Below are 14,105 nucleotides of genomic sequence, written 5' to 3' on the forward strand. Positions count from 1 at the left end.
ATCCATGCGATTGGCATGGATGGATGTTGCTCCGACCGGTATTTAGCTTTCCTGCCCGTCGACGATAGCCGCCTGCTCCGGTTCGTCCCACACCTCTTCGACGGAGGCGCCCTCGTGGACGATTTTCATGAGCGCTTCGACCGTCCGGGACGGGTCCTCGGACTTCCAGATGGTTCGACCGATCATCAGCCCGCGGGCGCCGGAGTCCATCGCCCCCTCGACGGATTCGAGCATCCCGCGCGTGGTGCCCGTCGCGGGCCCCCCGAGAATCATCACCGGAACCGGCGCGTTCTCGACGAGTGGCTCGAACGACTCGACGCTGCCGGTGTACGGTGCCTTGAGGATGTCCGCCCCGAACTCCCATCCCATGCGCATCGCATCGGCCACGAAGTCGGGGTCCGTCTCCAACTGGTCCGGAATGCGCTCGCCCCACATGACGGGCTCGACCACCAGTGGGATTCCGGTGTCGCGCAGGTCCTCGGCGAGTTCCCCGATGTACTCGACGTTGCGACGGAAGGTTTCGTTGTTGTCACGGCCGAACACCAAGACCGTCTTGACGCCGACGGGGTCGAGTTCCTGGAGGAATTCGGCGTCGAACGCCGGCGTCCAGAGGTCCTGGCCGTGGTCCCGGCCGGGACTGGTCGACCACGTCACGACGTCCGCGGTGAGGACGACGTCGACGTCGGCCTCCGAAAGCCGTTCTTGGTAGTGGCGAGCGAAATGCGGGCCGACGAGTACCGCGTCGGGCTCGCCGCGCAGTACCTCGTCGAGCGTGTCCTCAGGAGTCTCGAATCCCTCGGGAGACCCGAGGCTGAGGCCGTGATCGAGCGCTACAACGACTGCGTTCCCCGATGGGGTATCTAGGAGCTGAGGTTCTGTCATCGACTTCGATTGTGCTGAACGGAGCCACCTATTTAATTATTCTCCTCGCGGTCGTGCGGCTCAGATCACCCGCCAGCCGCCGTCGACCATCAGTATCTCGCCGGTCACGTAGTCGGCATCGTCGCTGGCGAGGTAGAGGGCCGCACCCGCAACGTCCTCCGGCGTGCCCGCGCGCCCCGCGGGGACCGGTTTGATGAGTTCGTCCTTCGCGGCTGCTTCCGGCGCCTCCTCCGACCACCCGTCGATGAACTCCGTGGCGATCTGACCGGGTCCGACTGCGTTCACTCTGATGTCGTGGTCGGCCAGTTCGAGCGCTGCACCCCGCGTGATCATCTTGACGGCGGCTTTCGTGGAGTCGTACTGGATCTGGTCACGCTGGGCGACGAACGAACTGATCGAAGCCGTGTTGACGATCGCTCCCTCGACCCCTCGGTCGATCATGTCTTCCGCCGCTGCTTGGCAGCCGAAGAACACGCCCTTCGCGTTGACCTCGTGGATCCTCTCGAACTCGTCCTCGCTGACTTCGAGGAGGCTTCCACCGATGAACAACCCGGCGTTGTTCACCATCACGTCGACGCCGCCGTACTCTCGCGCGCGTTCGACCGCCGCACGAATCTCGTCGGCGTTCGAGACGTCCGTCTGCACGAATTCAGCCGTCCCGCCCTGGTCCTGGATGGCCTCGTGTGTCGGCGTGTCTCCGACTTTGGGCTGGGACTCGATGTCCGCGTTCAGGACGGTCGCCCCCGCCTCGCCGAACCGGAGTGCGATTTCTCGCCCGATTCCAGAGCTGGCACCTGTGACTACGACGGTGTCTCCGTCGAAGTCGTCGCTGTAGTCAGGCATCGCCACAAGTTCGAGCGGGGCGTGGAATAAAGATTTGGGGGAACGGACCCGCACGCGACGTGTTACCGCCTCTCCGCACCGAGAGTGGTTATTATTTCCCAAATGAGGTAAATTTATAATTCAATACGCTAAAATTAACACCGGATAAGAAGTATCCGAACAAGTGACTCGGCCGTGAGACACCGTACCACCTGATTCAAAACAACATGAACAATCAACCAGAATAGAATCTTTTGCGTGCCATTCAAATAAATTAATAGAAACTGAGAAGTAATAAGAGACACTCGGAGTCAATTACATCGTTACTATTGTAATCACTTCGGCGCCCCGTATATTACATCAATACAAGTGTAAGGACCAGCTCGGTCTGACCTCGTCGACTTCACCGGGTCCTCATCCGTCCCACCGGATTGCGAAGCCTTTCAGTGATGAATTGATAGTCAGCACTGTCGCGTTGAAAATATGTTCGATAAAAACTATTTTTGCATTATTACCAGATCGAATATATTTGATGACGTCTCCGATTTCCGTGGCAGCACACTCGAAATCGGAGGCAGAATTCGTCAAGCACGTTTGTGAGATGGTGAGCAGTACCTGTGATAGACTTCAGGTTCGGCATTCGTTGTGTATCGCGGAGTTCGCGAAAAACAGCACGGCTAATTGCGTCGTACGTGTCTGAAACAGCCGAACGTGACCGAGATTCGTCTCAGGATCGACCGCAGCGCACAGCCAATGACGCCGACCATCGACGCGAATCACCGCTTCGTCAACCGCGGTCCGATTCGGATCACCGTCACTGTTGGGCTGTAAATCGGCCTCTCGTATCCAATCGTGAATCGCTGTGCGATTCTGCTCGACGTCAAAATATCAATCTATCTTCTTACATTCTATATTTATATATGTTAGATGTTACTACCAATTTAGCAATCTCAACTGGTGTTCGATTATCTAGCGCTTGATGCGGTCGTTGGAAGTCATAGTAGTACACAAATTGTGCAATAAACTGAGCGACGGGGAGCCCGACTACTGATCCAGGAGTGATGGAAGCGGTCCACTCTCATTTTGAGCGTGTGAAGTCACTTGTCGATGAGGCTTGGCCGACGTAGTCCGGATGGTCGCTCAAGTCTAATCGAAAGACTGCAGTCAGGTATAGCCGTAGCTATCGACATGAAACTCGGTGTCTGAGAGGTCATGTTTCTCGGAGACTGCCGGAGAGATTCAGTTGCTGGATCGGTGCCTCGCCGTTCGGAGAGGGCCGATACTAGGCAGTAACTTTGAACCGATATTTTGTATTATATAATCAAGATTCCTCGCCGTTGATTCGGACAGCGGTCTCGTCGACCGCGACCCGCGTCGGCGACGCCGACGGAGGATCTGGAATAATGATAGTATTTCTATGTATTTACGTCTAGATCGCCTAATGAGACCGTTCAGCGCCAACACGTCTACGTATCACTCCTGTACCTCTGATTGAACAACCATCGCGTGGAGACGGACAGCGAACGTCCTGACGGGTGTCGCCGTCCGCTCACGCTCCCGAGACTCTTTGAAATCCGCCGCGAGACACTCGCTGAGCAGGTCTGTGAGCGTTGTTCCACAGAAACTCTAAGACCTGCTCGTTCCTCGAACTGGCCTAACTGGACCGTGCCCTTGCAAGAAATATGTTTGATTCCGGAGTGTTCCCGTTCGGATGCGGTGGTCGGCTGTGCGCGCGCGCCGAAAACCGACGACGAATCGGCCCCGAAACTCCGCGCAACGGTGGCGACTGAACCCCCCTTTCGTTCTACTGGACATCACCGCTCTATCTCTCGATTCTCGCCGTCAAAGTTTCACTTTCACTCCGGATTAGTATCCGTTAAGACACTCGCGTTCCCTTCTAGCAAGTGGTTGCGACTGTCCGTGCGTGATTCGGCCGCGGCAGAACCATAATCGAATCGATATATTGGGACTCACAGGCCGGAGTCCCAAGAGTTAACATACGCAGTCACCCACAAGAACATCGTCACGAATGAGCGGATCAGAGCTACACGGAACGGCCCGAGACGGGGTACTCGGGCAGGAGGCACAGTGAGATGAGCAACGCAGACATCGCGGCGGACGACCTCGTCCGACCCATCAAGCGGACCGACGGCGACACGCTCGAAGAGCGCCTGACGGCGAACGCGTACAACAACATCCTCCCCGCGCGCTATCTCCGCAAGGACGCCGACGGGAAGGTAAAGGAGAGTCAAGAGGAACTGTTCGCGCGCGTCGCGAAGAACATCGCGCTCGCCGAGGCCGTCTACGAGTCCGAGGAGCGCGGCGAGACCATCGAAGTCACCCCCGCCCAGTTGAAGCCCGGACACCCGCGCCGGGACGAACTCGCCGCGGAGGTCTTCGGAACGGGTGTCACCGCAGACGACGACGTCACCACGACGCTCTCGGTGTACAACGTCAACAAGTTCGCGTACGACACCATCGTGCCCGAACTCCCCGACGAGATCAGAGAGGCGGTCGTGGGCTACCGCGAGGAGTTCCAGGAGCTGATGGAGTCGCTGTCGTTCATGCCGAACTCGCCGACGCTGATGAACGCCGGCGACGAACTGCAGCAGCTCTCGGCGTGTTTCGTCGACTCGCCCGACGACGACATCACCGACATCCACCAGACCGCGAAGGAGGCCGCAGAAGTGTTCCAGTCCGGCGGCGGCATGGGCTACGCCTTCTGGCGACTCCGCCCCTACGGGGACGCGGTCGGTTCCACCGGCGGAATCGCGTCCGGTCCGATCACGTTCATGCGGACGTACGACCAGATGTGCGAGACCATCGCGCAGGGCGGCGCCCGCCGCGGTGCACAGATGGGCGTCATGCGCGTCTCACACCCCGACGTCATCCAGTTCATCCACGCGAAGAACAAGGACGTTTCGCTGGCTCACTCTCTGCGACTGAACGACCCCGACGACTTCACTCACAACTCCTTCGCCGACGCCCTGGAGGAGGCGCGCGAACTCATCGACGAGGAGGGGCGCGTCCCCAAACACCTTCGTAATGCGGTCGAGGGTCACCTCTCGAACTTCAACATTTCGGTGGGGGTGACCGACGACTTCATGGAGGCGCTGTACAACGACGAGGAGTTCGTCTTCACCAACCCCCGCACGGAGGAACCGCACGTCGCCACGCCGCAGACCAAAGAGCTGTACGACATGTTCGACCTCGGCGAGCACGTCGAGGTCGGCGAGGTGCTCTCGATTCCGGCCGCGAAGCTCTGGGACCACATCGTCGACGGCGCGTACGAGAACGGCGAACCGGGCGTCATCTACCTCGAACGGGTGAACAAAGAGCACTCGTTCGACGTCGAGAAACACCCCGACCACCGCATCCTCGCGACGAACCCCTGCGGCGAGCAGCCGCTCGAAGAGTACGAGGCCTGCAACCTCGGCCACATCAACCTCTCGACCATCGCGGACCTCGACGCCCCCGACTGGCGCGTCTGGTCCGAGGAGCACGCCGACGAGTACGACTCGCTCTCGGAGGCCGTCGACGCCTTCCTCGACGAGGCCATCGACACCGAGGAGTTCGACCACCGCATCGAACTCGGCACGCGCTTCCTCGAGAACGTGGTGACGATGTCGGACTTCCCGGTCGACAAGATCGAGAAGAAGGTCCGCGAGATGCGGAAGATCGGTCTCGGCGTGATGGGGCTGGCGCAGCTGTACCTCCAGCTCGGGGTCCGGTACGGCTCCGACGAGGGCAACGAGGTCGCCCGCCAACTCATGACCCACATCAACCACGAGTCGAAGTGGGCCTCGCACGAACTCGCCGAGAGTCGAGGGAGCTTCGACGACTGGGCCGACTCGAAGTACGCTTCCCCGACCGAGTACCGCGAGTGGTTCGAGCACCACACCGGTCTCTCCGCAGAGGAGTGGGCCGACGGCTTCCCCATCCGCAACCACAACACGACGACCATCGCGCCCACGGGGACGACGTCGATGATCGGCAACACCTCCGGCGGGTGTGAGCCCATCTTCTCCGTCGCGTACTTCAAGAACGTCTCCGACGACGTCCAGGGCGACGAGATGCTCGTCGAGTTCGACGACTACTTCCTTCGAGTCTTAGAGGCGAACGACATCGACGTGGAGACGGTCAAGTCCGAGGCCGTCGATCAGATGCAGAACAACGCGTTCGACGGCGTCGAGAGCCTCACGACGGTGCCCGACGCCATCGGCGAACTGTTCGTCGTCACCGCCGACCTGAGCGGGAAGGCACACGCCGCGGTGCAGTGCGCTTGCCAGGAAGGGGTCGACTCGGCCATCTCGAAGACCTGCAACTTCCCGAACTCGGCCTCCAGAGAGGACATGGACGAGGTGTACCGGTACATCTACGACAACGGCGGGAAGGGCGTCACCGTCTACCGCGACGGGACGCGCTCGAAGCAGGTCCTCACCACGAGGGCCAAAAACGCCGAGTTCGCCGACGACGAGGAGGCCGCGGAGGCCATCGTCGGTCAGATCGAGGAGGTCTTCGGCGGCATCGAGGGCTTCCTCGACAGCGAGGAGGTCCGCGCTCAACTCGAAGCCGACGTCGCGTCGCTGCTCGGCGGCAAACAGGAACTCGGCAAGAAGCGGCCGCGCCCCGATGTCTTGTACGGAGTGACCCAGCGCATCGACACCGGCTACGGGAAGCTCTACGTCAACATCAACGAGGACGAACTCGGCAACCCCTTCGAACTGTTCGCCAACATCGGCAACTCGGGCGGGTTCACCGCCTCGTTCACGGAGGCGCTCGCGAAGACCATCTCCACGGCGCTCCGCTCGGGCGTCGATCCCGAGGAGATCGCGAGCGAACTCCAGGGGATTCGGTCGCCGAAGGTGGCCTGGGACAAGGGCGAGCAGATCAACTCCATCCCGGACGCCATCGGCACCGCGATGCGCCGCTACCTCGACGGCGAGATCGACAAGCAGTATCCCCAGCAGAAGAACCTCTCCGAACTCGAAGCGGAGGCGCGCTCCCGCGAGGGCGAGGGTGAGCGTGAGGACACGAACGCGCGCGCCACCCCGGGCGAGACGGACGGGGGTGCAGCGGTCGCACCGCCGGGTGAGGACCTAGCGGGTGCCGATGCGACGCAGGACGCCACCCAGGACCTCCTCGACGCGGGCGAGAGCCCCGAGTGTCCCGAGTGTGGCAACATGACGCTGTACTTCTCCGAGGGCTGCAAGACCTGTGAGTCCTGTGGCTGGTCGGAGTGCTGAACTGAACCGGTAAGAGGACGCGCGTTGCGCGTCTGGCGTCCGGTTTCGCGTTTTTTATGGCGTTCGTCGCGACGTCAGGCGATCCGTTCGACCACCAGCGACGCGGCGGGTTCGGGCCAGTCGAACGCCTCGGGAACGTCGCCGACGCCGGAGATACCGGGGTGGGGCGTGATGACGCCGTCTTCGGCGAGGTCCGGGTCGCTCATCCCGGTGCCGTCGACGCCCCTGTTCTCGCCGGTGAGCGCCTGCGCGGGCGGGACCAGGTCGGCGAACATCTCGGTGTTCATCTCCGTGCCGGCGTCGTACCCCTGCGGGTAGTACGTGACCGAGGAGTTCCGCTGAATGGGGAGCGGCACGGTGTCGAGGCCGACGAACCCGTCGTTCGTCGCGACGAGCATCGAGATGAACGACAGGTACCGGGCGCTGGGGTCCGCCTCGAGGTGGAGTTCGGCGTAGTGTGAGAAGCCGGTGTCGCCGGGGTCGCTCGCTGGGACGAGCGGGGCGTCGCCGACGGCCGCGCCGCGGATGTCGTCGGTCGACGCGATGAGGTCCGAGAGCGGCCCGAGGTTGCCGTTCTCGGCGATTTCCTGGACCGCGACGTTCGCGGGATCACCGACGGAGAACACCTCGACGGTCGGGCGGTGGAGCGCGACGGCGGGCGGCGTAAAGGGCTGGTACGGGGTGAGGTTGGCGACGGTGACGCGGTAGCGCCACGGGTTACCCTGGGCCTGACCGCCCTCCTGCTGCTGTGCGAGCGCCGTGCCGCCGAGGGCGAGGCCGCCGACCGCGGCGCCGGTGGCCGCGAGGAACGCTCTGCGCGACGTCGGGAGTCGAGAGTCTGTTGGCATGGTGTGCGACCGGAGAGGAGCGGGAGAGAGACATATCGATTTTTCAAGATTTGGGTCGACTTCACCCCCACTCTCTTCCAAATTTCAGCCCACCGACGTGACTGTCCGGCCGGGGCGGAACAGCCACCTGACCCGTCGGCGTCGTCGACAGCCCGACGGGGTTTTACGTCGAGGACGACGGCGTCGGTATCCCGGCAGCGGACCACGAGGCGGTGTTCGAGCGGGGGTACTCCAGCACCGGCGGAACCGGTCTCGGACTCCCGATCGTCGCGAGTATCTCCGAGGCTCACGGCTGGGAGCTGACGGTGACGGACAGCGAGGACGGCGGCGTCCGGTTCGAGTTCACCGAGCGCTGACCGACGAGTGCCAGATACACTGATATTCCTCCGGCGATGAACGTATGGTATGCAGCGAAGACAGGTCCTCGCTCTCCTGACCGCGCCGGCCACCGGCCTCGTGGCCGGGTGTAGTTCGGGCGATGGGTCCGAGACGCCGACCGCAACCGCGACATCGACCGCGACCGGGACCGAAACTCCGACCGCGACGGAGACGTCGACCCCGACCGAGACCGAAACCCCGACCGCGACGGAGACGGCGACGCCGGGCGGGCCGGAGCGGGAGGGGAACGCCGCGATTGCGGAGGTGGAGAAGACGCTCAACGCCGTCGTCGCGACGTACGGCGGGGCCGACAGCGACAGTCTCCTGGGGGCGGACGCGTCCTCGACGGACTTTCCGAGCCGGCGGATCGACGACGCGCTCGACGAGGCCGAGGGCGAACTGGAGGTCGCCCGCGAACGGGCGGTGACCCGAGAACAGGAGCGGACCGTCGAACGGCTCGCCGTCACCATCCGTTTCCTCGACCTGGCGACGCGGATCCAGATCGCGCTCAACAACGCGTACTTCGCGCTGGACCGTGCCCGGGCCGAGCTAAGCCGCGAGGACGGGAGTGCGGCCCGTGACAACCTCCAGCGGATGGCGAACGAGCGGGCTGTCGCCGTGCCGATTCTCGAGCGACTGCGCACCGAGACCGACGCGGCGAGCGTCAGCGTCATCGACCGGATCGACACCGCGACCTACGAGGCGAAGGTGGCGCAGTTCGCCGCCGAAATCGCGGTGATGGGACGGATCCGCTCGCGAGCGGAGACGCTGAGTCGGGCCGTCGACCGCCTGCAGACGGCGCGGCAACAGGAGGCCAACAACTCCGACAGCGCGGCGGAGACGGCCAGCGACGCCGCCGACGAACTCGAGAGCGTCGAGACGGCGCTCCGGAGCCTCCTCGACGAATTCGGCGACGACGCGGCCTCTCTACGGCCCCTCACGACACAACTCGCCGAGATGGCCGCGACGAAAGCACGGGACGCACAGGAGATTGCCGGGGAAACCACGTCGACCGAGTGAGGAGGATGAGAGGACACCGAGAAAACGAGGAACGAGACCGGTCGAAGCGTCGGGAGGCGCACGCGTACACACACCGGTCGGGTCGATCCGCCGATCCGCGACCCTCAGGCGTCGATGACGTCCGAGGGACGCTCGCGGCGTCGCACCACGTAGTAGACGAGCGCGGCGACTCCGACGAGCGCGAGGGTCAGACCCTCGGGAGGCATGCCGGCGGCGACCGACTCCGCCGCCTGGCCGACGCCGATGGCGACGAGGACGAGTCCGGCGGCCAGCACCCAGGCGCGGCCGTCGCGTTTCGCGTCGGCGTACTGCCCGGACGCGATGAGCGCCATCGTCTGGCGGTGGTCGAGGTACAAGAGTGCGCCGACGAAGCCGGTGACGGCGAGGACGACGAGCGTGAGGAAGCCGAACGCGGCGAGGTCGGTCAGCGGAGGGAGGGCGAACTGCATAGTCAGCTGTCACGTCGACGGTTCAGATAATAAAGCCAGACTGAGGAGTGGTGACGCGGCACGGGGGCGTTAGTACCGGTAGCCGGCGTACGCGATGCCGACCGTCTGGCCGACGTTGACGAGCGTGAGGCCGGCGATGAAGGGGAGTCCGCTGCCCGACAGGAGCGGACCCAGAAAGTAGACGACCCAGCCGAGCACGCTGAGTGCGGCCGCCAGACGGTACACCGGAGGCCCCTCGTCCGGGGCGACGTTCCGGGCGGTGTAGACGTACGCCGCGGCGGGGACGAGCATCCACGCCGACAGCATCGCGGCGACGGGTTCGGTGTACGCCGGAGCGGCGACGAGCGCGGCCAGTCCGACGAGCGTGAAGCCGGTGCCGGTCACGAGGACGAGCTTCCACGCGTAGAGGACGCCCGAGCGCATCTCCGACCACGAGGCGGCGGTGAAGAGGACGAACACCGTCGTCATCACCACGTGGGCGACGAGGACCGTCTCGCGCGCGACGAGGTCGAGGTGGGCGGCGGTGACGAACGTCCACGCGAGCGGGACCAAGAAGACGGAGCCGTTCTTGCGGAGGCGACGGAACACGGTCGGTGAGAGGGAGAGGAAGGACAAGAGGGTGTCTCCGTCGTTTCGGATGCCTCTCGAACTACTGAGTCGTGGTCTCGGTGAAGTCTCGAAAGACGTGAGTGGAGCCGCGTGCGGGGTACGGTGGATGGGTTACCCGGTTGCGTCGAGGCGTCTGCGAACGCGATAACCGCGCGACACGATGACCGACGCACGGTCGACCGCCGAGACGGACATCCACTGTACTCCGCGCCCGCCCAAAAGCGGGGAAAGAACGTCTTCCGAGAGCGCCCGGTTCACCGCATCGTGACGTACGTCAGGAAGCCGAGCGCGACCAGTTGGAGGCCCCTGAGCACCAGCACGGCCTCCTGGACGTGGGGGTCGCCCGAGTAGAAGCTCTGCATCGTGAAGAAGAAGTACAGCGCCAGGGCGTTCTCGACGAGCATCACGCCGCTGAACGCGACCAGCCCGAGCACGAGCGGCGTCCGGAACGTCCGGTAGTTGCGGAGCCACACCACCGACAGGGCGGTGAGGAAGATGATGTTCACTGCCGCGAGAACGCTCGCCGCCTGTATCGTGGTTTCCATCGCCATTAGTTACTCCATGTGTTCGGTGATGCGCTCGAACGTCTCGCGGTTCTGTTCGAACCGGTCCGTGAGGAAGTAGAGCTTGCCGTACTCGTTGCCGCCGCTCTCGACGATTGCGTGGTCTTCGAGCATGTCGAGGTGGTGGCGGACGGTCTTGTAGCTCACGTCGAGCTCCTCCGCGAGTTTGTTCGCGTTGCGTGGGCGCTCCGACAGCGCTCGGATGAGGCGGACGCGGTTCTCACCGCCCCGCGTCGCCGTGAGTAGATACCAGAGCGCCTTCTCCATCTGAGGCTGGTGGGTTTTCTCACAGTCGACTTATAATCTCCCAGGGTCGACCCGCTGGGAGACCCAGCCCGTCGGGCCGCGCGGGAACGCCCGCTGCTCCGTCTCCTCCTGAAGCGTGCCGGTCCCGTCGACGGCGAGGACGACAACCTCGTGCGGTTCGGTCGCGTCGTAGGTGTACTCCCACATGCGCCAGGCGTCCTCGGCTTCCTCCCGGAGGGACTCGCCGGTCTGTGCGTCGACCGCACCCGGGAGCGGCTCCGAGAGGGTCGCCTCGGTCCACGAGTCGCCGCCGTCGGTCGACACCTCCACGCGCTCGATGCCGCGGGTTCCCGCGTAGGCGTGGCCGCCGACCCGCACGCGGTCGCCGTCTCGCGACACCGAGTGGAGCTTCGCCACGGTGTTGACGGGACCGGTGCCGTGCCAGCCGCGCTTCTCCCAGTAGCCGTCCATCTCTTCCTCTAAGACCTCGATTTCGGTGAGCCACTTCACGTTGATCTCCCCCAGTGCCCGGGGATGAGCGCCCGGACCGGATGGCCGTGCGCCCGCGGGAGCGGCTGACCGTTCATCCGGTAGGCGATGAAGCCGTTTCGCAGCGCCGACATCGGGAACTCCTCGTAGTAGTCGTCGGCGGCCCGGAGCATCACGCAGCACTCGTCGGGCAGGTCCGGGAGGAGTTCGGCGATGGGCACGCCCGTCCACAACGCGGTGTCGATCTTCTTGCCGTTGAGTCCGTCGCCGACACACTGCAGCGTGACGAAGCGGTGCTGGGCGGGGAGGCTCGTGATCCGGTCGTAGCTGAACTCCCGTTCTTCGTCGACGGCGCCGGTGAGACGGAGCGACCACCCGTCGGCCGAGAGGTCGGGGTCGACGCTGTTGATGTCGACCCGGTAGAAGTCCCGCGAGACCAGCGGGTCGAGGTCAGGAAGGTCCAGCGTTCGGGCGGCCGCCGCCGCCAAGAGGCCGTCGACGACGGCGTCGGCCCCTCCCGCGTCACCCTCACCGGTCGTGTCGGTGCCGGACGCGCCGGCAGCGGTCCCCCCCGACGAGTCGGCGAGCGACGGCCGGGTGCCGAGGAAAGCGCTGGCGCCCGTGACCGCGGCGGCCGCCGCGACGGCCCGGAGGAAACCGCGGCGGTCGGGGGCCGTGTCGGCCGGGGCCGTCCCGACGTGGTGGGTCGACAGCGAGACGACGCCGGCACCGAGCGCCGCGCCGACCGCCGAGAGCGGGCCGCCGGTGAGCGCGAGGGTCACCGCACCCACCGCCAGCGCGGCGAGCGCGTGCGTCACCAGCGGGTCGGCACCGGTCGAGCGGGCGAGCGCCCGACTCCCGGCGGCGACGGCGGCGACGCCGACGACGCTGAGGGCGAGCGCGAGGACGAACCCGAGCGACTGACCGAGGCTCCCGAGCGTCAGGATGGCCCACGTGACGACGGCGTCGGGCGTCAGTGCCGTCACCCACGCGGCGACCGGCGCGGCGAGGAACGACGGGCGCGCCCCGACCGAGGCGTACGAACCGGCGACGGCACCGATCCCCACCGCGAGCGCGACGGCGGCTTCGAGCGCCCGACTCCCGAGCTTCGAAGGCGTCGAGTTGATCTCCATACCCGTTGGTGGGAGCACACGGGGATATTCGTTGGCCGAACTCACCTCACACTCTCTTCCAAATCGGTACCAACTTCGGGGGACGCGAGCGGCGGAGAGGGGAAAGCGTCTTGGGCGGTGGGGTCGCCTCTTCGCGTATGGACGCACCGATCAGAGGCCGCCCCTGTCCGCTCTGCGGTGCCTCGATGGACCACCGCCACTGCAAGTACGTCTGTCCCGAACACGGAGTCGTCTACGACTGCAGCGACACTTTCTGGTGAGGCTCGGAACCTCCCGAACGGCGCCGAAATCGCGTGACACTCCCGAGAGCGAACGGCCTCAAGCGTTATATTAGGAGAGTCCCTAGGCGGGATGTATTACGATGCCCTGCCGCCCGCGGAGTCACCGACTAACTACCCCGTCTGCTCGCACACCATGGTAAACACACGACAGGTCGAACAGAGCAAACGAATCCAACAGCGGACAGGGAAGACGTTTCACCTCGCGACGCGACTGCTCCCCGAACGGGTCAGACACCCCACCTACGTGCTGTACGCGTTCTTCCGCGTCGCGGACGAAGTCGTCGACACGGCCGACCCCGCACCACCCGACCAACAACGAGCGGAACTCGAACGACTCCGAGCGGAGGCGCTCGGGGAACGGGAGCCGACCGACCCAGTGCTCGCCGCGTTCTGTGAGGTTCGAGAGCGAAACGGCATCGCCGACGAGGACGTCGAGGTGTTCGTCGACGCGATGCTCGCGGACATCGACAAGAGCCGGTACGAGACGTACGAGGAACTCGAAGCGTACATGAACGGCTCCGCCGCCGCCGTCGGGCGGATGATGACCGCCGTCATGGACGCGCCCGAAGGTGACCGCGCGCTCCCGCACGCGACGGCGCTCGGCGAGGCGTTCCAGATGTCGAACTTCCTCCGCGACGTCCGCGAGGACGTCGTCGAGCGCGACCGGGTCTACCTCCCGCAGGAGACGCTCCGTCGTCGCGGCGTCTCGGAAGAAGAGGTGAAGAACTTCGAGTTCTCCGAACGGTTCCGCGCCGTCATGGAGGACGAACTCGCCCGGACCGAGGAACTCTACCGGGAGGGCGTCACCGGCATCAAGTACCTCCCCGAGGACTGCCAGTTCGCCGTGCTGCTGGCGGCGGTGCTGTACGCGGACCACCACCGCGCCATCCGTCGGGTGGACTACGACGTGCTCTCGGCGACTCCCTCGCTGTCGACGCCGCGCAAGCTCTGGCTCCTCGCGCGGACGCGCCTCGCGTGGGCTCGGAGCCGCGACCCCGAGACGGTGTTCCGTCGGGTCAGCGTCGTCCCCTATCCGGGCGCTCACGCCACCCACGACCCGGACAGACGCCCCGGGAGCGGACGCGGCCACCGGTTCGCGGCGTGGGTCCGAAACCTCATCTGAGCGGGGCTCGCATCAC

The 14,105-nt window shown here is 64.7% G+C and carries 11 protein-coding genes and 3 pseudogenes; 5 read left to right on the forward strand and 9 right to left on the reverse strand.

From position 1 onward, the window contains the following. Positions 1-42 precede the first annotated feature (42 nt). From C2R22_RS15175 to C2R22_RS15185, 3 genes and pseudogenes are all read right to left on the reverse strand, one after another. Positions 43-882, reverse strand: a complete 840-nt coding sequence (locus tag C2R22_RS15175) for a class I fructose-bisphosphate aldolase (protein ID WP_103426501.1) — start codon at positions 880-882, stop codon at positions 43-45. Between the two features lie 60 nt (positions 883-942). Further along, positions 943-1,725 carry an SDR family NAD(P)-dependent oxidoreductase gene (locus tag C2R22_RS15180; protein ID WP_103426502.1) on the reverse strand — a complete coding sequence of 261 codons (783 nt, stop codon included), beginning with the start codon at positions 1,723-1,725 and terminating at the stop codon, positions 943-945. Positions 1,726-2,605: 880 nt separating this feature from the next. Next, positions 2,606-3,303: pseudogene (locus C2R22_RS15185) on the reverse strand (IS6 family transposase). A gap of 494 nt (positions 3,304-3,797) precedes the next feature. Between C2R22_RS15185 and C2R22_RS15190 the strand changes: the two are divergent. Further along, positions 3,798-6,950, forward strand: coding sequence for an adenosylcobalamin-dependent ribonucleoside-diphosphate reductase (locus C2R22_RS15190; RefSeq protein ID WP_103426503.1), 3,153 nt, complete (start codon positions 3,798-3,800; stop codon positions 6,948-6,950). A 74-nt stretch (positions 6,951-7,024) separates the two neighbouring features. Here C2R22_RS15190 and C2R22_RS15195 read toward each other — a convergent pair whose 3' ends face one another. Continuing rightward, entirely contained in the window at positions 7,025-7,798 is a 774-nt protein-coding gene (locus C2R22_RS15195; protein WP_103426504.1) for a spondin domain-containing protein, read from the reverse strand. A gap of 173 nt (positions 7,799-7,971) precedes the next feature. On the opposite strand from C2R22_RS15195, the pseudogene C2R22_RS15200 reads away from it, so the two are divergent. Together C2R22_RS15200 and C2R22_RS25185 are read left to right on the forward strand one after the other, a co-directional pair. Beyond that, a pseudogene (locus tag C2R22_RS15200) lies at positions 7,972-8,154 on the forward strand (sensor histidine kinase); the annotation flags it as partial. Positions 8,155-8,203: 49 nt separating this feature from the next. Next, positions 8,204-9,196 (forward strand): coiled-coil domain-containing protein, encoded by a 993-nt coding sequence (locus C2R22_RS25185; RefSeq protein ID WP_162562310.1) that lies wholly within the window; start codon positions 8,204-8,206, stop codon positions 9,194-9,196. 104 nt (positions 9,197-9,300) lie between these two features. Here C2R22_RS25185 and C2R22_RS15210 read toward each other — a convergent pair whose 3' ends face one another. From C2R22_RS15210 to C2R22_RS15230, 5 genes and pseudogenes are all read right to left on the reverse strand, one after another. Further along, on the reverse strand, positions 9,301-9,645 hold the full coding sequence (locus C2R22_RS15210; RefSeq protein ID WP_103426506.1) for a hypothetical protein: 345 nt from the start codon (positions 9,643-9,645) through the stop codon (positions 9,301-9,303). Between the two features lie 69 nt (positions 9,646-9,714). After that, on the reverse strand, positions 9,715-10,233 hold the full coding sequence (locus C2R22_RS15215; protein ID WP_103426507.1) for a hypothetical protein: 519 nt from the start codon (positions 10,231-10,233) through the stop codon (positions 9,715-9,717). Between the two features lie 275 nt (positions 10,234-10,508). Beyond that, complete coding sequence (locus tag C2R22_RS15220) at positions 10,509-10,805, reverse strand: hypothetical protein (RefSeq protein WP_103426508.1); 297 nt, start codon at positions 10,803-10,805, stop codon at positions 10,509-10,511. A 3-nt stretch (positions 10,806-10,808) separates the two neighbouring features. Then, positions 10,809-11,084, reverse strand: a complete 276-nt coding sequence (locus C2R22_RS15225) for an ArsR/SmtB family transcription factor (protein ID WP_103426509.1) — start codon at positions 11,082-11,084, stop codon at positions 10,809-10,811. Between the two features lie 30 nt (positions 11,085-11,114). After that, positions 11,115-12,685: pseudogene (locus tag C2R22_RS15230) on the reverse strand (molybdopterin-dependent oxidoreductase). A gap of 137 nt (positions 12,686-12,822) precedes the next feature. On the opposite strand from C2R22_RS15230, the gene C2R22_RS27000 reads away from it, so the two are divergent. Both C2R22_RS27000 and C2R22_RS15235 read left to right on the forward strand, forming a co-directional pair. Further along, the gene (locus C2R22_RS27000) at positions 12,823-12,945 is read left to right on the forward strand and encodes an HVO_2523 family zinc finger protein (RefSeq protein WP_281259240.1); all 123 of its coding nucleotides are present in this window, start codon (positions 12,823-12,825) and stop codon (positions 12,943-12,945) included. Between the two features lie 154 nt (positions 12,946-13,099). After that, positions 13,100-14,089 carry a phytoene/squalene synthase family protein gene (locus C2R22_RS15235; protein WP_103426510.1) on the forward strand — a complete coding sequence of 330 codons (990 nt, stop codon included), beginning with the start codon at positions 13,100-13,102 and terminating at the stop codon, positions 14,087-14,089. Positions 14,090-14,105: the final 16 nt, after the last annotated feature.

The sequence above is a fragment of the Salinigranum rubrum genome, from assembly GCF_002906575.1.
Taxonomy (GTDB): Archaea; Halobacteriota; Halobacteria; order Halobacteriales; family Haloferacaceae; genus Salinigranum; species Salinigranum rubrum.